We start from the raw sequence: 21,236 nt of genomic DNA, 5'->3' as shown, positions 1-21,236 counted from the left end.
AACCCCGATAACGCAGGCAGAATGACCATTTTGAAAGGCCGGGCCCCGTGGTTGCAGACAAAGCGAAAATCGCCAGGCACTTCATCGCCAGCATCCCGCATGCGCAGATGCTCGGCATGGAGATCGAGGAAATCGACGACGGCTATGCCCGCATCATCATGCCTTACCACGCGCGGCTCGTAGGTGATCCGCAAACCGGCGTGATCCATGGCGGCGCGGTCTCGGCGCTGATGGATACCTGCGGCGGCGCCGCCGTGATGAGCCATCCCGCGGCCCCCGGCGGCACGGCCACGATCGATCTGCGCATCGATTACATGCGCGCGGCCAAGCCCGGCGACACGATCACCGCAGAGGCGCATTGCACCCATATCACCCGCAACGTGGCCTTCGTGCGCGCCACGGCCGTCGATGGCGATGCGGACAATCCCGTGGCCACCGCCACCGGCGCCTTCACCGTGGAGGGCAAGTGATGGCCGCGCGACGCCCCCCCGAACCTGTCCAGCAGATCAAGCAGCGCCGGGATGCCGCGCTGCACGCGCTTGCGGGCGGCGTGCCCTATATCCAGACGCTGGGCATCCGGTTCGACCGGCGTGGGGATGAGCTGACGGGCATCCTGCCCTTCAAGGACGATCTCATCGGCAATCCGTTCCTGCCCGCCATTCATGGCGGGGTCACGGCGGCCTTCCTCGAGATGACGGCGATCATCACGCTCAGTTATCAATGGCTGTGGGAGGATGTGGAATCGGGGGCCATCGAGGTCGAGGAGCTGGAGCGGGGCGAGCTGCCGCGCCTACCCAAGACCATCGATTTCACCGTGGATTACCTGCGCTCGGGCCTGCCGCGGGATGCCTATGCGCGGGCGCGCGTGACCCGCTCTGGGCGGCGCTATTCCTCGGTCATGGCGGAGGCGTGGCAGGACAACCGCGACAGGCCCATCGCCATGGCAACCGCACATTTCCTGATGCCCCGCCGCGATGGCTGAGGCCGCAGACGCGCCCGCGCCCCAAAGCATCACCCACGCCCGCGTCCTGAAGATTGCGGGTCCCATCGTTCTGTCGAACGCCACGATCCCCATCCTGGGAGCTGTCGACACGGGCGTCGTGGGGCAGCTCGGCGCAGCGGCCCCCATCGGCGCGGTGGGCCTCGGCGCGATTATCCTGCAGGCGATCTACTGGATCTTCGGCTTTCTGCGGATGGGCACGACGGGCCTTGCGGCGCAGGCGGCGGGGGCGGGCAATCGCGCCGAGGTGGCGGCCCTTCTGACGCGGGTTCTGATGATCGGCTTTGCCGCGGGCACGGTGATGATCCTCGCGCAATCGCTGCTTTTTGCGGGCGCGTTCCGCATCGCGCCTGCCTCCGCAGAGGTCGAGGCGCTGGCCCGCGATTATATGGGCCTGCGGATCTGGTCGGCGCCCGCCGCCATCGCGATCTACGGCATCACCGGCTGGTTGATCGCGGCGGAGCGGACCCGCGGGGTGCTCGTCCTTCAGGTCAGCATGAACCTTCTCAACATGGCGCTGACCGCCTGGCTGGTCCTCGGGCTCGACTTTGGCGTCAGGGGCGCGGCCCTCGGGACGGTGATCGCCGAGTGGACGGGTCTCGCCCTGGGCCTCTGGCTTTGCCGCGGCGCGTTCCGGGTGCCCGCCTGGCGCGACTGGGCGCGGGTCTTCGACGTGGTGAAGCTCAAGCGGATGGCGCAGGTCAATGGCGATATCCTGATCCGCTCGGCGCTCTTGCAATCGATCTTCGTCTCCTTCCTGTTTCTCGCCTCGGGCATGGGGGATGTGACGCTCGCGGCCAACCAGGTGCTGCTGCAATTTCTCTACATCACCGCCTATGCGCTCGACGGGTTCGCTTTCGCGGCCGAAGCGATGGTGGGGCAGGCCGCAGGCGCGGGCGCCGTGGCCACGCTGCGCCGCGCCTCGATCCTGTCGGCGCTCTGGGGGGCTGTGGCCACGCTGGCGCTCGCCGCCTGTTTCGCGCTGGGCGGGGCCGCGCTGATCGATCTGATGGCCGAGGCGCCCGAGGTCGTGGCCGAGGCCCGTCGCTATCTGCCCTGGATGGTGATCGCGCCGGTGCTGGGCCTTGCCTCATACATGTACGACGGGATCTATATCGGGGCGACGCGCACCGCCGACATGCGCAACCTGATGGCCATTTCGGCGGCGGGCTATTTCGCCTGTGCGGCGCTCCTGATCCCGGCTTACGGCAATCACGGGCTCTGGGCCGCGCTGATGGCGTCCTTCGTGTTCCGGGGGCTGACGATGGCGCTCCGCTATCCGGCGCTGGAGCGCGCGGTGGCCAGGGGCGCTTAACCCGCCACCGTTTCGAGCGCGCAGGTAAACACGGCAGGGTCGACGTTCCCGCCCGAGATCGTGACGATCACCGCATCGCCTTCAAGCTGCCCCGGGTGATACAGCGCCGCCGCCAGCGCCACGGCTCCGCCCGGTTCGGCGACGAGTTTCAGCCGCAGGAAGGCTGCCGCCATGGCGCGCAGCGCGTCGTTCTCCGACACCACGATCCCCGGCCCGCAGAGCCGTTGCATGATCGGAAAGGTGATCTCACCGGGCATGGGCGTGACGATGGCATCGCAGAGCCCGCCCGCGCTGGAGGCGTTCTGCTCCCGCTGGCCGGAGATCAGCGAACGGGTCACGTCGTCGAAGCCCTCGGGCTCCACGGGGCGCACGCGCAAGTCCGGCGCTTCGGCTTCCAGCGCCAGTGCGATGCCGGATGTGAAGCCACCGCCGCCGCAGCAGACCAGCACATCCGCCGCGTCGATGCCGAGCGCCCGCGCATCCTCGGCAATCTCGAGCCCGGTCGTGCCCTGGCCCGCGATCACCTCGGGCTCGTCGAAGGGGCGGATCAGCGTCAGGCCGCGGTCTGCGGCGATGGCCTCGCCGATGGCGTTCCGATCCTCGGTTGCGCGATCGTACAGCACCACTTCGGCGCCAAGCGCCCGGGTATTCGCGATCTTGAGCTGCGGCGCGTCGGCGGGCATCACGATCACCGCCGGCGCGCCATGCGACCGCGCGGCAAGTGCGACGCCCTGCGCATGGTTGCCCGAGGAATAGGCGATGACGCCCGCGGCGCGGTCCTCCGCGGCGAGGGCGGACAGAGCGGCCCAGGCGCCGCGGAACTTGAAACTGCCCGTATGCTGCAGGCATTCCGGTTTGACGAAGACGCGGCGCCCTGCGATCTCGTCCAGAAACGCCGACGACAGGAGCGGCGTGCGTCTCGCATGGCCTTCTAGGCGCCGGGCCGCGGCGCGGATGCGCGCGATATCCACGCGGGCCATCAGCGCATCGTCCCGAGCCAGCGATTGAGCGCATCGAGCGACTCCGCCTCGTCGAGAAACGGGATATGCCCCCGATCCGGCACGGTCACGGCGATCATGTCGGGCCGCCGTCTTTGCATCTCCGCGAAGGTCTCCGCGGCCAGAAGGTTCGACCCGGCCCCGCGTATCGCGCAAAGCGGCAGGCCCGCCAGCGCATCGAAGAGCGGCCAGAGGTCGGGCGCGGGCTGCGCGCCGCTTTCGAGCACCGCCTCGCGCAGCTTCGGATCATAGGGAATGGTCAGCCCGTCCGGGCCTTCGCGGAACAGCACGCGCACCTCGTTGTCCCAGCGCTCCTGCGGCACGTTGGCAAAGCCTGCCAGCCTTTGACCGATGACCTTGGCGGCCTCGTCATAGGTCTTCCAGACCGGGTTGCGGCCCAGATAGTCGCTGATCGTCTGCAGCCCCTCTGCCGCAATCTCCGGCCCGATATCGTTGAGCGCGACGCCCAGAAGCCGCTCCTTCGCGGTCGCCGCCAGCATCATCGCGATCAGCCCGCCGCGCGACGTGCCGAGAATGGCCGCCCGCGAGATGCCGAGATGGTCCAGAAGCTCCAGCGCATCGCGCCCTTCGACGGGGATCGTGTAGGTGGCGGGATCGCCCCAATCGGATTTGCCGCGCCCGCGGTAATCGAGCCGGATCAGACGCTCGCCCGCGAGATGCGGGGCAACGTAGTCGAAATCATGCACGTCCCGCGTGAGCCCCGCGAGGCAGAGAAGCGGCAGGCCCTCGCTTTCATCGGTGTAATGCAGCGACAATCCATCAGAGGTGGTGAAGGTGGGCATCAGCTTGCAAGCTCCGGCAGGGTGGTCAGATCGGTCAGGACATGATGCGGCCTGGCAGGCAGGCGGTCCACCGGTTCGCCCTTGCGGTTCACCCAGGCGGTGTTGAAGCCGTAGCCTGCAGCCCCCGCCGCGTCCCAGCCATTCGACGAGACGAACAGCACCTCGTCCCGGGCGCAGCCGAAGCGCGCCTCGACCATGTCATAGACCTTCGAGGCGGGCTTGAAGATGCCCACATCCTCGACCGACAGGACCGCGTCGAGATATTCGCCGATGCCCGCGCTGTCCACGGCGCCTTCGAGCATGTCCGGGCTGCCGTTGGACAGGATCGCGCAGGTCTTGCCCGCGGCTTTCAGGCGGGCGAGCATCATCGGTACCTCGCGGAACGGTGCCAGTTCCCAGTAAAGCGCCAGAAGCCGTTCGCGCAGTTCGGGATCGCCGTCGAGGCCCCGCCGCTCCATCGCCCAGTCGAGCCCGTCGCAGGTGACCTGCCAGAAGGTGCAATGATCCCCGGTGATGGCCCGCAGCCATGTATATTGAAGCTGCTTCTGCCGCCAATCCTCGGCCAGATCGGTCCAGACCGCGGCCAGCGCATCGCGGCCCGGCTCCTCGGCGGCGGTGCGGGCGGCGGCGGCCACGTCGAACAGCGTGCCGTAGGCGTCAAAGATGCAGGTGGTGATGGCCATGTCGCGTCCTTTCCTTCGGCGTCCCGCAAGGCGGCACGTCCCCCATGCGCCGCCCGGTCGGGTGCGCGGTCTGTGCGCGACGTTGCCACGCAGGCGCGGAGAGGGAAAGGGCGCGCTGTTTCCATTGGTCCGGCAAAGCTCTATTGGCAGGCCGACACGGCTTGGCACAAGGAAGCGCATACATGTCCGATCAGGTTCTCGCCCGGCTTTCAGCCTCCCCCTTTCGGCGTTGGTTCGGCATTGTCAGCCTGGTGTTTCTGGGCGGTTTGCTGCTTTACGTGACGGTCGCGACGCCGCCTGCACCGGTCTGGCAGCTTCTGCTGATCGCGCTCGGGGCCGGGGCAATGATGCTGGCCCATGCGATGTACCGGGCCACTGCGCTGAGCCTGACGCTGACGCGGGATGCGCTGGTCGACAGCGAAGGGACGGAGATTGCGAAGATCTCGGAGATCCGCAGCGTCGAGCGGGGCGCCTTCGCGATGAAGCCGTCCAATGGCTTCGTGCTGAACATGCACCGGCCGCAAGCGAGACGCTGGCGGCCGGGTCTTTACTGGTCTTTGGGAACGCGGGTCGCGGTGGGCGGTGTGACGCCCGGCCATCAGGCAAAGCCGATGGCCGATGCGATCGCGATCCTTCTGGCCGAGCGGGGCCGGGACGAGGCGTAAAGCTTACGCCTTGCCCTTGCCTTTCTTGGACTTGCCGTTGCCCTGGTTTTCCTTGCCGTCGGCATTGTCCTGGCATTCATCGGCAGCCGCGCCTTCATCTGCGTTCTCGGCGTTGTTGTTGCAGAGCGACCCGCCGGGGGCGTCCTGGTCGCCATTGCCCCAACCATTGTTCTGGTTGAAGGTCTTGCCGGCGAATAGGATCTGCGGCGCGAAACGCGGACGAGTGAAGGAGTAGGTTTCGATCTCGAAATCGGACAGGCCCACATTGGCAGCTGGCGCGTAATCTTCCCACGTCTCGACCAGGATGACCTGATCCCCGTTCGACATGATCGGGAGGCGATGCTCCATGCCGTTGAGATCGTTGTTCTTGAGCGCGGGATAGCCGCCCCGTGCTTCCGACCAGAGCAGCTCGTAGCCGCCGCCGCCCTTGTTGTTGTACTCGACGACCGAGATCCGGAGGTCCATCTCAGCCGCGCTCGAGCGGGTAAGGCTCTGTGCAAGCGCGTAGGAGGAGTCGATATAGGTGTTGTCGAGCGGCTCCGTCTCACGCGAGATCGCGTCGCCAATCGTGTAATTGGCCTTCTGGTTGACGGATTGCTGGCGCGACACGTCGAACCAGACCCAGGTGACGAAGAACAACATCATCATGGCCGGAAGAACAATCGCGGCTTCGACGGAGATGGAGCCCGTATCCTCGCGGCGGAACCGGGACAGGGTTTGTTTGATTGCATTCAACATTGTCATGTCCTCACAGCGGTTCCTGCACGAAGGCAGATGACGAGACGATCGCGGAATAGCCGTCGGTATCCGTCACGATTGCTTCGGAGAAGTACGACGTCGGCGCGACAGGTTCGAATTTGTAGCAGGCGCGCAGGAACATGAGCTGGTTGTCGCGGCCATATTCGAAGTCGACGACAGGCATGACGGCCGTTCCGTTCTCCGTCACCTCGACGCATTGCACGTCGGAGGGCGGATTGGTCCAGTCGCGCATGTCCAACGATACCATCTCGAGTTGCAGCGTGTTCATGCAATTGGGCAGGATCTCCGCGCGTTCGCAGACCGAGGTCTTGAGGGACGTGTGATCGTAAAGCGTCCCTGTCCCGAGGCGCACGTCCCGGACGGTTTCGTCAAGCGCGCGTTCCAGGGCCGTGTGCCGCGCGGTCAGCGCCGACAATTCCAGGCCGGATATGATCACGCCGACAAAGATCGGTACCGTGAGGGCGAAGGGGACGACCTGTGTCGCACCGTCTTCGGACTGCCAGAAGTGGCGGGCGGAATTCAGAAGAGAACGCATCATTGTGTGAGCCTCAGCTGGTTGATCGCACGAGCGATTGAGTGGAAGGCTTCTTCGATCTCGACCCCCTCGACGTCAAAGAAATGGGCGGGTGAGGATGCGCAGTTCTGCATCACGGAGCTGCCGTGTTCGCTGGTCTCGAAGCCCACGGTCCAGATCACGATGTCCTTGGCCTTGGCGGCATCGCAGATATCGTCGAGCAACTCGTCGCCAAGCCCGGCATTGTATTTCTGGTAGTAGAAGTTGGACCATTTGCGCGACGACACATGGCGCTGCAGGTAGTACCACAGGTTGTTGCGCGCCCAGACCGACCGGTCATTCGAGCTGTCATAGGCCCAGTTCGAGATCCGGTAGGATTTGTCGTGCTGGCCGTCGGTCATGAGGACCACGGTCTTCAGCGTGTCCGCGCGTCCGTAATCGAACGGTCGACCGGCGAAGCTCGCGTTGCCCTTGCCCTTCGCGATGACGTTGTTGTTCACCGCACGGGTCGACGGATCGAGCAGGGCTGTGCCCCACTTCATCCCGAGGAAGATCGAGGTTCCGGCCCTGGGCTCCAGCTTGGCGATCTGGTTCTTCAGCGACGCCTCGTTCGAGGTGAAGGGCTGAATGCGCTCGTAGCTGTATTGCGGACAGATCGTGTCGATGACCTCGTTCCAGCCGTAGAAGTTCCACTGGAAGTGCTGCATCTGCTCATAGGTCCGCGACGTATCGAGCGCGACCGAGTCGAATTGCGAGTTGGGAAATTCAAGGCAGTGCGAATAGCCGTGTTCCCAATCAACATTCAACGTGTCGGTGATGAGCGGGCCCGCATTGACCTGTTCCGAATAGGGCACCAGCGAGATCGAGACGAGGCCTTCATTGTCCTCGCCAAGCACGGTTTCGACGAAGGTGTTGGCGGCACTGCGCAGCTGCGACATCTTCTGGCCATCGCCCATCGACCCCGAGATATCGAGAACGAGCGAGATTTCGACGTTCTGGATGTATTCCTCGGCGGTCGAGACACCGTCGACCTTCATGCTCTCGATCCCAAGGAACTTGGTGAAGTTCGAGGGCGTGGTTTCTTCGGCGGTGCCGGTCACGGTCCGGTAGTTGATCCCGCCGCCGATATTCACCGATGTCAGCGCGTCGGGGATCAGCATCTTGTCGAAGTAATCGCGAACCACCGCCTCGGAATCGAGCTGCTGGTCGAGGTCGGCCGCAGCGAGCACCGCGCGGTCGAGCGTGTTCTGGATTTTGGTGCGCTTCAATTCGGCATGCATGAGGTCGATGCCGACGCCACCCATCGTGATGAAGGCGAGGGAGCCGAAGATCGCCATGATGGACATGTTGCCATCTTCAGCGCGCAGGAAACGCCCGATCGCGGTCGAGGTTTCCCCGGTCGCGATGCGCAGCCCCGACAGGACGCGGGTCGCTCCTCTATCGTTGGTTTTGCACATTCCGTACCTTTCTGCCCAAGTTTTGGGTCGTTCAGTCACTTGGTTTTTTGTTGCAGGACGCACTTTGTCCCTTGAGCGATTTTTCTCCGACCAAAGGGGCCGTTTTATGGCTTTGCGCCGGGTTGATTGAGGCGGTTCACCAAGATCTGTCGACAATCGCGCAAGCGGCGGTCGCACCGTTTCCGGACCGGAAATCCAGCGCCGCAATTCCGCCTTTTTGCTGAAATCGCAGGCAGAATGTGGACGGGGCGCCCGGCAGGGCTAAGGTGTTTTCATAACTCGGGGAATCGGGCGCGGATGCGGCGGACCCCGGCCTGTTTTACGATGTGAAGGACGGATTTGATGGTATCTCACGCACAGTCGGAGCCCACCTTTCGCGAAAGCGTGGACCATATGTACAACCGTGCAGCCGATCTGATGGAGTTAAGCCCCGGATTGCGCGAGAAGATACGCGTTTGCAACTCGACCTATACCGTGCGCTTCGGGGTGCGCCTCCGGGGCGAGATCAAGACTTTCGTGGGCTACCGCTCGGTGCATTCCGAACATATGGAGCCCGTGAAGGGCGGCATCCGCTTCGACATGTCGGTCAGCCAGGACGAGGTCGAGGCGCTGGCGTCGCTGATGACGTTCAAATGCGCGCTGGTGGAGGCGCCCTTCGGCGGCTCCAAGGGTGGGCTCTGCGTCGATCCGCGCGAATATGACGAGCGCGAGATGGAGATGATCACCCGCCGCTTCGCCTATGAGCTTATCAAGCGCGACCTCATCAACCCGTCGCAGAATGTGCCCGCGCCCGACATGGGCACGTCGGAGCGCGAGATGGCCTGGATGGCCGACCAATATGCGCGCATGGCCACGACCGATATCAATTCGCGCGCCTGCGTCACCGGCAAGCCGCTTAATGCGGGCGGCATTCACGGCCGGGTGGAAGCGACGGGCCGGGGCGTGCAATACGCCCTGCGCGAATTCTTCCGCCACGATGAGGACAAGCGCCGCGCGGGGCTCGAAGGCGATCTCGATTGCAAGCGCATCGTCATCCAGGGGCTGGGCAATGTGGGCTATCACGCTGCGAAGTTCCTGGCGCAGGAGGATGGCGCGCGGATCGTGGGCGTGGTGGAACGCGACGGGGCGATCTGGAACGAGACCGGCATCGCCGTCGATCACCTCCGCGAGCACATGACGGAGACGGGCGGCGTGAAGGATTACCCCCACGCGACCTTCGTGGAAGTCGGTGCGAAGGTGCTGGAAGAGGAATGCGATATCCTGATCCCCGCCGCGCTCGAGGGGGTCATCAACCTCGACAACGTGGACCGGATCAAGGCCAAGCTCATCATCGAGGCGGCCAACGGGCCGATCACCTCGGGGGCCGACGACAAGCTGCGCGAGCGTGGCGTCGTGGTGATCCCGGATCTTTATGCCAATGCGGGCGGCGTGACCGTGTCCTATTTCGAATGGGTCAAGAACCTGAGCCATATCCGCTTCGGACGCCTGCAGCGCCGCCTCGATGAGCGACGTCACGAACTGGTCGTGGGCGAGCTGGAGCGGCTGTCCGAGGCGCTGGGCGACAAGTGGTCCGTCTCCGAAAGCTTCAAGGAGAAGTACATCCACGGCGCGACGGAGCTGGAACTGGTGCTGTCGGGCCTCGATGACACCATGCGCGAGGCCTACCAATCCATGCGCAAGCCCTGGATCGAGCGGGACGATGTGACCGACCTGCGCACCGCGGCCTACATGGTGGCGATCGAACGAGTGGCGGGGGCCTACCGCGCCAAGGGGCTCTAAGGGAGGGCACGCCCAGGGCGGCCCCTGCGCCATCGATGCCGCGGCATGTCGGCGGGATAACGCATATGAGACGTGACACCCGCCGCGCGCTTGCCTAGGTCTGGCACGAGACGGCGGACAATCCACGACAGACGACAACGGAGACCCTGATGAAATATCTCACCCTTGCGACCCTATGCCTCGGGCTGGCAGGCCCCGCGCTTGCGCAATCGGGCGGCGACGAATGCGGCCTTCAGGCCGATATTGTCATGCGCGTGGTCGAGGCACGCCAGGACGGGGCCGAGGCCAACGCGGCGCTGAACACCGTTGCGGGCTCGCTGTCCGGGGAGGCCGAGAAATACATGCAGGTGGTGCCCGCCATTGCCGAATGGGTCTATTCGCTGCCCGCCGACCAGCTTGGCGCAGAGGTCGGGGAAAGCTGGCGCGCGCAATGCGCAAAGATGTGATCCGAACCTGCGCATCATACCCGTCTGGATAATCCGTTGGCCCGGCGCGCGTTGCGAGACGCAGGCCGGGCCTTCTGGACTCTGGGCACCGGGAGGCCGATATTCGGGGCATGAGTCTGCCCCCAGGTTTCCTCGACGAATTGCGCACCCGCACGTCCCTTGTTCAGGTCGTGGGCCGCAAGGTCATGTGGGACAAGCACAAGTCGAACCAGGCCAAGGGCGACATGTGGGCGCCGTGTCCCTTCCACCAGGAAAAATCCGCCTCCTTCCACGTCGATGACCGCAAGGGCTTCTTCTATTGCTTCGGCTGTCAGGCGAAGGGGGATGCGATAACCTTCGTGAAGGACAGCGAGAATGTGGGCTTCATGGAGGCGGTCGAGATCCTCGCCACCGAGGCCGGGATGCAGATGCCCGCGCGGGATCCACGCGCGCAGGAAAAGGCCGATCGGCGCACGGAATTGGCGCGCGTCATGGAAGATGCGGTGCGCTTCTACCGGATGCAGCTCAAGACCGGGGCCGCCGCGGCAGCGCGGGATTATCTGGCGGGCCGGGCCCTCGATGCCGCGGCGCTGGAACGGTTCGAGATCGGGTTTGCGCCGGAGGGGTGGCAGACGCTCTGGGATCATCTGACGGGCAAGGGCATCGCGCCCGACCTGATCCTGGGGGCGGGCCTTGCCAAGCCCTCAAACAAGGGCGGGAAGCCCTATGACGTCTTCCGCAACCGCATCCTGTTTCCCATCCGCGACGGGCGTGGGCGCGCCATCGCCTTCGGCGGGCGGGCGATGGATCCCGAAGACAAGGCCAAGTATCTCAACTCGCCGGAGACGGATCTCTTCGACAAGGGCCGCAACCTCTACAACCTGGCGCCTGCGCGCGAGGCCGCAGGCAAGGGCCAGCCCCTGATCGTGGCCGAGGGCTACATGGACGTGATAGCGCTCAGCCGGGCGGGCTTCGAGGCGTCGGTTGCGCCCTTGGGCACCGCCGTGACCGAGACGCAGCTGCAGCTTCTGTGGCGCGTGTCGGACGAGCCGATCATCGCGCTCGATGGGGACAAGGCGGGACTGCGCGCGGCCCACAGGGTGATCGATCTGGCGCTGCCGCTTTTGGAAGCGGGCAAGAGCCTGCGCTTTGCGCTGATGCCCGAGGGACAGGACCCCGACGATCTTCTGCGCGCGGACGGCCCCGAGGCGGTCGCACGTGTGCTGGAGCAGGCGCTGCCGATGGTGCAGCTTTTGTGGCGGCGCGAAACCGAGGGCCGCGTCTTCGACAGCCCCGAGCGCAAGGCCGCGCTCGATCGCGCGCTGCGCGAGAAGATCGCGCAGATCCAGGACCCGTCGCTGCGGCACCATTATGGGGCCGAGATCAAGGAATTGCGCTACCAGCTTTTCCGCCCTCAGCGGGCGTCATCGCCGCAGGGTGGTGGCGGCGGGGCGGGGCGCGTCTGGCGTGCGAAGGGCGCGCCTGAGCCGCCATCGGCGGCAACCAAGGCGTCGCTTCTGGTCGCCGCGGGCCCCGAGGGCGAGCGCCGTATCCGCGAAGCCGTGATCCTGGCCACGCTCATTTCCTCGCCCGCGATCATCGAGGAGTTCGATGCTGCACTGGAAGTGCTTGATTTCGCGGATGCCGATCACGCGGCCCTCTGCGCGGCGCTTCTGCGCGCGGAGCCCCAAAGCCGGGAGGCCGCGCGCGACGCGGCGGCGGCGGCAATCGGGGGGGCGGCTCTTGAAACCATGTTGGCGGCACGCCATGTCGCGATCACACCATGTCTGCGCAAGCCAGAGGATCTGGAGCTTGCACGGCTGACCGTGGCCGAGGAGCTTGCCAAGCTCGACGCGGCGCGGGGCCTTGCCGCCGAAATCGCCGAGGCCGTCGAAGAGGCGCAGGAGACCGGCAGCGAGACGCGCACCTGGCGTTTGGGCCAGGCCGCGGCGGTCCGAGCACAGGCCGAACGCGCGGTGCAGGAGGACGACACAGATTACGAGACGGGCGCCAATGGTGCCCTGATCGACCGGGCCGAGCGGAAATCTTTCGCGGAGCTTCTCGACAACATCACGTTCGCAAAAGGCCGCAATAGCGGCTAATGCGCACAAACCGAAGAAAGAATGCGGTGGGACGGGTGTGCGAATCAGTTGTTCGCGCTATTGATTCGGATTAGCGAATCGCCCAGACCGGGTCCCGCCCTCGATATGGAGCACTGAATGGCCGCCAAAGACAACGACGACGCCAAGCAGGACAGCCCGGACGACGACGTCTCCTTCGACATGAGCCAGGCCGCGGTCAAGAAGATGATCGCGGAGGCCCGTGAACGCGGCTACATCACATACGATCAGCTGAACGAGGTTCTGCCGCAGGACCAGGTGTCCTCGGACCAGATCGAAGACGTGATGTCGATGCTTTCCGAAATGGGCATCCAGGTCACCGAACATGACGAGGAAGCCGAGGAGGAAGAGGAGCAGAAGGGCTCGACCGAGGTGGTCGATGCCTCGAAATCCCGCGGCGATGTGGCGGTCTCCTCCGGCGGCAGCGAGAAGCTGGACCGCACCGACGATCCGGTGCGCATGTACCTGCGGGAGATGGGCTCCGTCGAGCTGCTGAGCCGCGAGGGCGAAATCGCCATCGCCAAGCGGATCGAGGCCGGCCGCAACACCATGATCGCGGGGCTCTGCGAAAGCCCGCTCACATTCCAGGCCATCACGATCTGGCGCGAGGAACTCCTCTCAGAGGACATTCTTCTGCGCGACGTGATCGACCTCGAGACGACCTTCTCGGGCCAGATGGGCGACGACGAGGATGGCGTGGCCGAGCCGGTGGTCGACCCGACCGTCGCCGCCGCGGCACCTGCGGCCAAGACCGAGAAGAAGGACGAGCCCGAGCTTGACGCGGACGGCAACCCGATCCGCAGCAATGACGACGACGAGGATGATGACGAGCAGGCGAACATGTCGCTTGCCGCGATGGAGGCGGCGCTGAAGCCCCGCGTCCTCGAAACGCTCGACCGGATCGCGCAGGATTACGAACAGCTTGCGGCGATGCAGGACAACCGGATCTCGGCCACCCTGAACGAGGACAATTCGTTCTCCGAAGGCGACGAGACCATGTATCAGAAGCTGCGCTCCGAGATCGTCGAACTGGTCAACGAGCTGCACCTGCACAACAACCGCATCGAGGCGCTGATCGACCAGCTTTACGGCATCAACCGCCGGATCATGTCGATCGACAGCTCCATGGTGAAGCTGGCGGACCACGCGCGGATCAACCGCCGCGAGTTCATCGACGAATATCGCGGCTACGAGCTCGATCCCAACTGGCTCGAGCGGATGGGCGAGAAGCAAGGCCGCGGCTGGCAGACCTTCATCGAGAAATCGACCGACAAGGTCGAAGAGTTGCGCTCCGACATGGCGCAGGTCGGCCAGTATGTCGGTCTCGACATCTCGGAATTCCGCCGCATCGTGCAGCAGGTCCAGAAGGGCGAGAAGGAAGCCCGGCAGGCCAAGAAGGAAATGGTCGAGGCGAACCTGCGTCTCGTGATTTCCATCGCGAAGAAGTACACCAATCGCGGCCTGCAATTCCTGGATCTCATCCAGGAGGGCAATATCGGCCTGATGAAGGCCGTCGACAAGTTCGAGTATCGCCGCGGCTACAAGTTCTCGACCTATGCGACCTGGTGGATCCGTCAGGCGATCACCCGCTCCATCGCGGATCAGGCGCGCACCATCCGTATCCCGGTGCACATGATCGAGACGATCAACAAGCTGGTGCGCACGGGCCGCCAGATGCTGCACGAGATCGGTCGCGAACCGACGCCCGAAGAGCTGGCCGAGAAGCTGCAGATGCCGCTCGAGAAGGTTCGCAAGGTGATGAAGATCGCCAAGGAGCCGATCAGCCTCGAGACGCCCATCGGCGACGAGGAAGACAGCCAGCTTGGCGATTTCATCGAGGACAAGAATGCGGTTCTGCCACTCGATGCGGCCATTCAGGACAACCTGAAGGAAACCACGACGCGGGTCCTGTCCTCGCTTACCCCGCGCGAGGAGCGCGTTCTGCGCATGCGCTTCGGCATCGGCATGAACACCGATCACACGCTCGAAGAGGTGGGTCAGCAGTTCAGCGTGACGCGCGAACGTATCCGCCAGATCGAGGCGAAGGCGCTGCGCAAGCTCAAGCATCCGTCACGGTCGCGCAAGTTGCGGTCGTTCCTGGATCAGTAGGGCAGGCCGGTGCTGCGTCTCGTCTCCGCTTTGGTGGCCTTTGCAGGGCCTGCCTTGGCCGACGGGCATGACAGGCCGGTGCGGTACGAGCATGTGTGCTCAGCGGATGGTGCTGCGCTGACCCTTGAAAACGGTCAGCGCATCTATCTGGGCAAATCCTGCGATACCTTCGTGCCCGGGCATGGCACGGGAAATTGGTGGTACGCGGCCAGCGGGTTCTGGGTGTCAGCCCCGGATTTCGGAATGAAGTTCAACGGGCAGGACGCGCCCTGTCCGTCCCTGCCATATTGCCAGCCGCCGGAGTGAGTAGGCCATGTCGTTTCTGAAACGTCTCTTCGGTGGTGGAAATGGTGGCGCAGCCAGGGGTTCCGCCGTCGAACCGGTCGAGCATGGCGGCTTCCGCATCATCGTCGATCCGATCCCGGAAGATGGTCAGTACCGCGTCGCGGCGACCATCGAAGGGGAGGTGGATGGCGAGACCAAGACACATCGCATGATCCGTGCCGATGTGATCCGCGACCACGACGAGGCCGTCGCCGCATCCTTGCGCAAGGCAAAGCAGATGATCGACGAGCAGGACGCGCGGCTTTTCGGCTGACGCTCACGGTTGCTGTCGGTTTGCGCTCACCGTGGCTGTCGCAATCGCCAGAGCACTCGCGCCGCCACAAGGATGAGCAGCGCAGCCATGCCGATAAGCAGCGTCTCCAACCGCAGGAATGGGCCCAGCAGGCGGGACAAAACCGCGCCTGCACCAAATCCGACAGCCAGCATGACACCCGCCCAGACAAGGGCCGCACATGCCGTGACGATGAAATAGACGGTCGGTCGCAACGGCGTTGCGGTGGCCAGCATCACGGGCGCAATCGTGCGCGCACCGGGGATGAACCGAAAAATCGCGGCCAGAAGCAAAGGCCGGGAGAGCAGCCGACCCGTCAGACGGGCGGCCATGGGATGCGAAAGCGCGCGCAATACGTAGGGATGTTCTCGGAAGAACCGCGCGAGTGTGTAGACCAGAAAGTCGGTGGTGTAGGCGCCTGCGGCAATCGCGAGGTAGGTGCTGACAGGATCGAGAAGGCCGCTCTGCGCCAGGATCGCTCCGCTGATCGCAGCCGCATCCCCTTCGAGCGCGCATCCGATATAGACGGCAAACACACCGTATTGAGCGATATAGGCGTCCATGATCCCCCCGGTCCTGTGATGTGACATAGACCGGGGGCATTGTCGTGCCAAACGGCTGTGGTGCCGGGCCTCAGTTCGTGGGCATCACGAAGACCTCGCGCACCGTCGCACGCGGATCGGCATTGAGGGCGAAGACTGCCGAACGGGCGATGTCTTCGGGCTTGAGCTTGTCGGGCTTGGGGCTGTCGAAGAACTCGGTGTCGACCATGCCCGGCGCGATGATGGTGCAGCGGCCGCCGAACTCGCGCATTTCCTCGGCAAGGTTGCCGCCATAACCATGCACAAACCACTTAGAGGCGCCGTAGACGGAGCCCGGGATATGGATGCGGCCCGCCGCGGAGCCGGTCAGCAGCAGGTGCCCCTTGCTTTCCTTCAGGAAGGGCATCGTCGCCTTCACGGTCCAGAGCACACCGATGATGTTGATCTGAACCATCTTCTCCCATTCCTCGGGATCGCCCGCTTCGGTGCCCGCCGCGGACAGGCCTGTGCCTGCATTGGCAAAGGCCGCGTCGATGCGCCCGAACGTGTGGTTGAGGGTTTTCAGCGCCTCCATCTGGCTGTCCAGCGAGGTTACGTCACCGGGCAATGCGATGGCCTTGTCACCAAGCTCGTCCGAGAGGGCGTTCAGCTTGTCCTCGGAGCGCGCGAAAAGGCCGACATTCCAGCCTGCCTCGACCGCGGCGCGCGCGGTCGCTGCACCGATGCCGGAAGATGCGCCGGTGATGAAAAGTGTCTTGTCGCTCATGGGGAATTCCTTTCGTGCCGTCATAGCATGTTGCGGTCCCAACGCATGAGATCGGCTTCGGTTGCGCGGAGGGCGGAACTGGCATGAGCGACGCGGCGTCGGCGGCACCTTCAAAAAAAATTTTTGAACTTTTTCCGAGGTATGCCGTTGTTCTCGCAACGACGAAAGGAAAGATGAATGAAACGCACAGCTTTCGCATTGTCCTTTGCAATGATCGGCACGGTGTCCGCCGTGGCCGCCGCAGACCTTTACGAAGACGCCCCTGAGGAGGTCATCGAAATCTCTGTCAGCGCTGGTGAATTGGCCGAATGCCAGGAGACGCTGGCCCAGGTGGCCGCACGCCCCGCACGCCACGATAACGGCACGCCGATCTTGTTCGATTGGGGCCAGAGTGATCTTCCGCAGGTCCGCTGCGTGGTCGGGGAAGCCTGACAATCGCGACCGGTCATGGCACGGTCTGTGCGAACATCGCATCAAGAAAGACCGGCCATGGACACGGAATTCACGGTAGAGACCCGCGGTCAGGGTCTTTACGAATTTACCAAAGATATCGCGGCTTGGGTGGCCGCATCGGATCGGGACACAGGGCTGCTCACGCTTTTTGTCCGCCACACGTCAGCCAGTCTGCTCATTCAGGAAAACGCCGACCCGGAGGTGCAAACCGATCTGGCGGCGTTTTTCGCGCGGCTGGTGCCACCGACTACCGATCCCTCCATGTCCTATCTCACACACACCTATGAGGGGCCGGACGACATGCCTGCGCATATCAAGGCGGCCATGCTTCCGGTGTCTCTGAGCATCCCGGTCAGCGCCGGGCGTCCGGTTCTGGGCACATGGCAGGGTATCTACCTGTTCGAGCATCGAGATGCGCCGCATACCCGCCGGATCTCCGCGCATCTGTCGCCGTAAGTCACAGAACCTGAACGCACTGAGCCGATTATGGCCCCCCGTATCTTGCGGCGGAAATTCCCCTCTACCCAAGGTCTGCGCAAGCTCCTATAGTGGCTGTGGATAAGTGGGGGCCAACCCCATCCTGAGCAGGTCAGACACGAGGGGGACGGCTCATGCGCTGCCCGTTTTGCGGAAATGTAGACACCCAAGTGAAGGATTCGCGGCCCGCGGAGGACCACGTCTCCATCCGCAGGCGACGCTTCTGCCCGGCTTGCGGCGGGCGCTTCACCACTTATGAGCGCGTGCAGCTCCGCGACCTCGTGGTCATCAAGACCAACGGACGGCGCGAGGATTTCGACCGCGACAAGCTCGAGAGGTCCATCCGGATCGCGATGCAGAAACGCCCGGTGGAGCCCGAACGCATCGATCAGATGATCTCGGGTATCGTGCGGCGGCTCGAAAGCATGGGCGAGACCGACATACCCTCCAAGCAGATCGGCGAGATCGTCATGGAGGCCCTGGCCCGGATCGACACGGTGGGCTTCGTGCGCTTTGCCAGCGTCTACAAGAATTTCCAGGAGGCTGACGATTTCGACAAGTTCGTCAGCGAATTGCGCCCCGCGGCCCAGCCCGACAAGTGACGGATATCGACCGCGCCCATATGGCCCACGCCCTGATGCTCGGGGCGCGGAATATGGGCCAGACCTGGCCGAACCCCGCTGTGGGCTGCGTGATTGTCAAGGACGGGCGCGTGGTCGGGCGTGGCTCCACCCAGCCGGGCGGCCGCCCGCATGCGGAAACCGAGGCGCTGAGCATGGCCGGTGCCGCCGCGCGTGGCGCCACGGCCTATGTCACGCTTGAACCTTGCGCCCATCACGGTCTGACGCCGCCCTGCACCGATGCGCTGATCGCTGCGGGGATCGCGCGCGTGGTGGCGCCGTTTTCCGACAGCGATCCGCGCGTCTCGGGCAAGGGGTTCGAGATGCTGCGCGCCGCCGGGATCGCCGTCGAGACGGGCGTCATGGCCGAGGAGGCCGCGCGCGATCATGTGGGCTTTCTCAAGCGTGTGCGGATCGGACGGCCGCACCTGACGCTGAAGCTTGCCACCTCGCTCGATGGGCGCATTGCCACGGCCACGGGCGAAAGCCAGTGGATCACGGGCCCCGCAGCACGGGCCTTTGTCCATGCGGCCCGCGCGAAATCCGATGCGGTGATGGTGGGGGCGGGCACCGCGCGGGCCGATGATCCGTCGCTGACCGCGCGCGGAATGGGGGTAAAGCGGCAGCCCGTGCGCGTCGTCGTCTCGCGCCTGATCGATCTGCCGCTCATGGGCAACCTGGCGCGGACCGCACGCGACGTGCCGGTCTGGATCTGCCATGGGCCGGACGCGCCTGCGGAGACGCGGGCCGCTTGGCAGGGTTTGGGCGCGAGACTTCTGCCCTGTGCGCTCGCCGGGCGGCAGCTCGACCCCGCATCGGTGCTGGACGCGCTCGGGCAGACAGGCCTGACCCGGGTCTTCTGCGAAGGGGGCGGGGCGCTTGCGGCCACGCTGATGCAGGCCGATCTCGTGGACGAATTCATGGGGTTCACCGCAGGTCTTGCCCTCGGGGCCGAGGGTCGGCCCGGCATCGGGGCGTTGGGCATCGACCGCCTGGTCGAAGCGCGCCGCTTCACTTTGGCGGAGACGCGCGATGTGGGCGGCGACATCCTGCATCGCTGGGTGCGCGCGGACTGATCGGCTGCGCGGACGTGGCGTATCCTACCGCCAGAGATGCGCGCGGCTTGCCAGCATTCCCTGCAGTTTCGACAGGGTGCGATTGAACGGGCCCGGCATCGGGACCTCGCCCTTGGCGAGCCGTTCGGCCACCACTTCGGGCGGGCAAGGGCGGCCCGTCACCGGATCGCGGTAGCGCGGATAGGCGATGAGCGTGGCATGGACGAGGCTTTCGCGGCTGACGCCCTGCATCCCCCGCCGTCGCGCGGGCACCCGGCCCAGATCGCGGGTCAGGCCCCAGCCCGCGTAGAAGGGCGTGCCGAGAACCGTCACCTCGCAGCGGCGCAGGAGCGCTTCGAACCCGGTCAGCGAGGTCATCGTCCAGACCGCATCCACGCGGTCCAAAAGCGGGCCCATCGGAGCGGTGCCGAGCGTGACATCGGCCCATCTTTCGGGGGCGTCGACAGCGCCCTGACGCAGGCCTGCCTGCACATCGGGATGGGGTTTCCAGATCAGCACGGCATCGGGGTTTTCGGCACGCGCATGGGCCAGAAGTCCCTCATTCGTCGCGATCTCCCCCGCGCCCTTGAGGATGGAGGCGTCATCCTCGACCTGACCGGGCACCAGGATGCGGCGGCCCGCAGGCAGGTCCGGCAAAGTGCCCGAGAGGTTGTATTTGGAGAGCCCCGCCTCTGTGAGCTGCTTGATGAGACGGCGGGCGCGCTCGATCGCATCGGGCGGCAGGGACGGGCTCTCGGCGATCAGCGTCTCCAGCCGCGACGGCTGCGTCGGGTCGTAATAGATGCCCAGATCATCAAGGGTGAGCGACAGGGGCGGGATCAGCTCCGCACCGAGCCCGCGCGAGCGCAGGAAGCCGTCCTCGACGCGGACCGCGTCCTCGTCCGGGCGACCCTTGCTGGCCCAGACCATCTGACGGCGGCCCTTCGCGGCGGCGATGCTTTGCGCTTTTACGGCATCGTCTTCGAAGATCACCCGGTGCTCTTTGCCGAAAAAGCCCTGCAGCGGCTGACGCTTCCAGAGCCGCATGCCGCGCGCGACCCAACCTGCGCGGTCCTCGCGCCAGGCGCGGGTCTCGGCCTCGAAGGCGGCGAGCACGTCCTCGATCTCGCAGAGGCGGTCGCGGAACGGGTCGTACCATTTCGGGTACAGGATCATCGCGGCGGCAAAGAGCTGGGCGCGGGACAGGCGCCGCCGCCGCCGATCGAGTGGAAAGCGGTCGTCCGTCAGGCCCCATCCCGCATAGAAGGGCTGCCCGAAAAGGCAGGGGCGGTGCCCGGCAAGGATCGCTTCAAACCCCAACTGCGAGGAGGCGGTGTAGACCGCGATGGCCCCGTCGAGAAGCAGCCAGGGCGAGATCGGCGCGTCATGCCGTTCCGTACCGGGGCCCAGATCCGCCTCGGTGAAATGCCCCGGCCTGTGGCCCGCGCGCGTTTCGGGATGGCTGCGCACGAGAATGCGCGCGCCGGGATGCTCTTCGCGCGCATGATAGAGCATCTCCCGGAAACGATTGCGATCCGCACCCGAGGCCCGGACGGAGGCGTCCTCATGGGTCTGGTCGATGACCAGCACGTAGCCCGGATCAGGGGCGGAGAGGTCGGTGCGGGTCGCGGCGTATTTCGTCAGATGCGCAGCCTGCATGCGGGCCATCGCCGCCTTGGCCCGGGCCAGAAGGGCGGCATCGTCGAGGGGATGGGTGGCCAGCAGCGTCTCGAGGTCCGAGGGGCGCGCAGGGTCGAAATGCACGCCCTTCGTGTCGATGAGCAGGCCTGCGGGCGGCTCCCCGTCGCGGCCGGGATGGAGGGAGCGCAGGAAGGCATCCTCGATCCGGATGAGGGGCGCGTCCGTGCGCGCGGCCATGGCTTCGCCCCGGGGGGCCAGGGGGGACATCCCCCAGACGCCCACCGCGTCGCCCTCGCGCGGTTGGCCGATCGCGACCTTGTAGCCTGACAGGGCGAGAATGCGGGTGATCCGCGCGTCAAAGCGCAACTTGCGGGTATAGACGTGCAAACGCCGGGGCATTTCGGCCCCGGCGTTCGGGTCCGGCTCGGTGCCGGACATA

General features: G+C 65.2%; 23 protein-coding genes. 14 read left to right on the top strand and 9 right to left on the bottom strand.

Translation table 11 applies throughout. The annotated features are described in order from the left end of the window. Positions 1 to 107: 107 nt before the first annotated feature. From FIV09_RS13460 to FIV09_RS13450, 3 genes are read left to right on the top strand one after another with little or no spacing between them, the layout of a single operon-like run. Complete coding sequence (locus FIV09_RS13460; protein ID WP_152452595.1) at positions 108 to 470, top strand: PaaI family thioesterase; 363 nt, start codon at positions 108 to 110, stop codon at positions 468 to 470. Then, positions 470 to 982 (top strand): PaaI family thioesterase, encoded by a 513-nt coding sequence (locus tag FIV09_RS13455; RefSeq protein WP_152450577.1) that lies wholly within the window; start codon positions 470 to 472, stop codon positions 980 to 982. Before FIV09_RS13460 ends, FIV09_RS13455 begins: the two co-directional genes overlap by 1 nt. Beyond that, positions 975 to 2,315: an MATE family efflux transporter gene (locus FIV09_RS13450; RefSeq protein ID WP_152450575.1), complete on the top strand. Its 1,341-nt coding sequence runs from the start codon at positions 975 to 977 to the stop codon at positions 2,313 to 2,315. Before FIV09_RS13455 ends, FIV09_RS13450 begins: the two co-directional genes overlap by 8 nt. On the opposite strand, the gene FIV09_RS13445 is transcribed toward FIV09_RS13450, so the two are convergent. The 3 genes from FIV09_RS13445 to FIV09_RS13435 are packed head-to-tail and all read right to left on the bottom strand — an operon-like array spanning position 2,312 to position 4,799. Next, the gene (locus tag FIV09_RS13445; protein WP_152450573.1) at positions 2,312 to 3,295 is read right to left on the bottom strand and encodes a threonine/serine dehydratase; all 984 of its coding nucleotides are present in this window, start codon (positions 3,293 to 3,295) and stop codon (positions 2,312 to 2,314) included. The two genes, FIV09_RS13450 and FIV09_RS13445, sit on opposite strands and share 4 nt — an antisense overlap. Next, entirely contained in the window at positions 3,295 to 4,116 is an 822-nt protein-coding gene (locus FIV09_RS13440; RefSeq protein ID WP_152450570.1) for an alpha/beta fold hydrolase, read from the bottom strand. Before FIV09_RS13440 ends, FIV09_RS13445 begins: the two co-directional genes overlap by 1 nt. Continuing rightward, positions 4,116 to 4,799 carry a haloacid dehalogenase type II gene (locus tag FIV09_RS13435; RefSeq protein ID WP_152450568.1) on the bottom strand — a complete coding sequence of 228 codons (684 nt, stop codon included), beginning with the start codon at positions 4,797 to 4,799 and terminating at the stop codon, positions 4,116 to 4,118. The genes FIV09_RS13440 and FIV09_RS13435 overlap by 1 nt, the downstream gene beginning before the upstream one ends. Positions 4,800 to 4,981: 182 nt before the next feature. On the opposite strand from FIV09_RS13435, the gene FIV09_RS13430 reads away from it, so the two are divergent. Continuing rightward, the gene (locus tag FIV09_RS13430) at positions 4,982 to 5,464 is read left to right on the top strand and encodes a hypothetical protein (RefSeq protein ID WP_152450566.1); all 483 of its coding nucleotides are present in this window, start codon (positions 4,982 to 4,984) and stop codon (positions 5,462 to 5,464) included. A 3-nt stretch (positions 5,465 to 5,467) separates the two neighbouring features. Here FIV09_RS13430 and FIV09_RS13425 read toward each other — a convergent pair whose 3' ends face one another. Genes FIV09_RS13425 through FIV09_RS13415 form a run of 3 tightly spaced genes read right to left on the bottom strand, consistent with a single transcriptional unit; the run spans position 5,468 to position 8,194 of the window. After that, positions 5,468 to 6,202, bottom strand: coding sequence for a TadE/TadG family type IV pilus assembly protein (locus tag FIV09_RS13425; protein ID WP_254702230.1), 735 nt, complete (start codon positions 6,200 to 6,202; stop codon positions 5,468 to 5,470). Positions 6,203 to 6,212: 10 nt separating this feature from the next. Then, complete coding sequence (locus FIV09_RS13420) at positions 6,213 to 6,761, bottom strand: TadE/TadG family type IV pilus assembly protein (RefSeq protein WP_152450562.1); 549 nt, start codon at positions 6,759 to 6,761, stop codon at positions 6,213 to 6,215. Then, positions 6,758 to 8,194 (bottom strand): TadE/TadG family type IV pilus assembly protein, encoded by a 1,437-nt coding sequence (locus tag FIV09_RS13415; RefSeq protein WP_152450561.1) that lies wholly within the window; start codon positions 8,192 to 8,194, stop codon positions 6,758 to 6,760. The genes FIV09_RS13420 and FIV09_RS13415 overlap by 4 nt, the downstream gene beginning before the upstream one ends. 342 nt (positions 8,195 to 8,536) lie before the next feature. On the opposite strand from FIV09_RS13415, the gene FIV09_RS13410 reads away from it, so the two are divergent. The 6 genes from FIV09_RS13410 (at position 8,537) to FIV09_RS13385 (ending at position 15,225) form a co-directional block, all read left to right on the top strand. Then, positions 8,537 to 9,973 carry a Glu/Leu/Phe/Val dehydrogenase gene (locus FIV09_RS13410; protein ID WP_152450559.1) on the top strand — a complete coding sequence of 479 codons (1,437 nt, stop codon included), beginning with the start codon at positions 8,537 to 8,539 and terminating at the stop codon, positions 9,971 to 9,973. 149 nt (positions 9,974 to 10,122) lie between these two features. Beyond that, positions 10,123 to 10,419 carry a hypothetical protein gene (locus FIV09_RS13405; protein WP_152450557.1) on the top strand — a complete coding sequence of 99 codons (297 nt, stop codon included), beginning with the start codon at positions 10,123 to 10,125 and terminating at the stop codon, positions 10,417 to 10,419. A 110-nt stretch (positions 10,420 to 10,529) separates the two neighbouring features. Continuing rightward, positions 10,530 to 12,500: a DNA primase gene (dnaG, locus tag FIV09_RS13400; RefSeq protein ID WP_152450555.1), complete on the top strand. Its 1,971-nt coding sequence runs from the start codon at positions 10,530 to 10,532 to the stop codon at positions 12,498 to 12,500. A gap of 117 nt (positions 12,501 to 12,617) precedes the next feature. Further along, positions 12,618 to 14,627 (top strand): RNA polymerase sigma factor RpoD, encoded by a 2,010-nt coding sequence (gene rpoD / locus FIV09_RS13395; protein WP_152450553.1) that lies wholly within the window; start codon positions 12,618 to 12,620, stop codon positions 14,625 to 14,627. Between the two features lie 9 nt (positions 14,628 to 14,636). Then, positions 14,637 to 14,933, top strand: a complete 297-nt coding sequence (locus FIV09_RS13390; protein ID WP_152450551.1) for a hypothetical protein — start codon at positions 14,637 to 14,639, stop codon at positions 14,931 to 14,933. Positions 14,934 to 14,940: 7 nt separating this feature from the next. Beyond that, positions 14,941 to 15,225, top strand: a complete 285-nt coding sequence (locus FIV09_RS13385) for an HlyU family transcriptional regulator (protein WP_152450549.1) — start codon at positions 14,941 to 14,943, stop codon at positions 15,223 to 15,225. A gap of 26 nt (positions 15,226 to 15,251) precedes the next feature. Here FIV09_RS13385 and FIV09_RS13380 read toward each other — a convergent pair whose 3' ends face one another. Further along, complete coding sequence (locus FIV09_RS13380; RefSeq protein WP_172975730.1) at positions 15,252 to 15,806, bottom strand: DedA family protein; 555 nt, start codon at positions 15,804 to 15,806, stop codon at positions 15,252 to 15,254. Positions 15,807 to 15,876: 70 nt separating this feature from the next. Continuing rightward, positions 15,877 to 16,551 carry an SDR family oxidoreductase gene (locus tag FIV09_RS13375; protein ID WP_152450546.1) on the bottom strand — a complete coding sequence of 225 codons (675 nt, stop codon included), beginning with the start codon at positions 16,549 to 16,551 and terminating at the stop codon, positions 15,877 to 15,879. Between the two features lie 177 nt (positions 16,552 to 16,728). Between FIV09_RS13375 and FIV09_RS13370 the strand changes: the two genes are divergently transcribed. From FIV09_RS13370 to ribD, 4 genes are all read left to right on the top strand, one after another. After that, a complete protein-coding gene (locus tag FIV09_RS13370; protein ID WP_152450544.1) occupies positions 16,729 to 16,983 on the top strand; it encodes a hypothetical protein in 255 nt (84 codons plus the stop codon). Positions 16,984 to 17,040: 57 nt separating this feature from the next. Further along, positions 17,041 to 17,460, top strand: coding sequence for a secondary thiamine-phosphate synthase enzyme YjbQ (locus FIV09_RS13365; RefSeq protein WP_152450542.1), 420 nt, complete (start codon positions 17,041 to 17,043; stop codon positions 17,458 to 17,460). A gap of 155 nt (positions 17,461 to 17,615) precedes the next feature. Then, entirely contained in the window at positions 17,616 to 18,083 is a 468-nt protein-coding gene (gene nrdR, locus FIV09_RS13360) for a transcriptional regulator NrdR (protein WP_152450540.1), read from the top strand. A 20-nt stretch (positions 18,084 to 18,103) separates the two neighbouring features. After that, positions 18,104 to 19,177, top strand: a complete 1,074-nt coding sequence (gene ribD / locus FIV09_RS13355; RefSeq protein ID WP_152452593.1) for a bifunctional diaminohydroxyphosphoribosylaminopyrimidine deaminase/5-amino-6-(5-phosphoribosylamino)uracil reductase RibD — start codon at positions 18,104 to 18,106, stop codon at positions 19,175 to 19,177. A gap of 24 nt (positions 19,178 to 19,201) precedes the next feature. On the opposite strand, the gene FIV09_RS13350 is transcribed toward ribD, so the two are convergent. Beyond that, on the bottom strand, positions 19,202 to 21,235 hold the full coding sequence (locus FIV09_RS13350; RefSeq protein ID WP_152450538.1) for a capsular polysaccharide biosynthesis protein: 2,034 nt from the start codon (positions 21,233 to 21,235) through the stop codon (positions 19,202 to 19,204). Position 21,236: the final 1 nt, after the last annotated feature.

Origin of the sequence: Roseivivax sp. THAF197b (genome assembly GCF_009363255.1) — a bacterium.
Classification (GTDB): Bacteria; Pseudomonadota; Alphaproteobacteria; order Rhodobacterales; family Rhodobacteraceae; genus Roseivivax.
The sequence above is the reverse complement of the archived record's forward strand: the minus strand, read 5'-3'. Positions and strand labels throughout refer to the sequence as shown.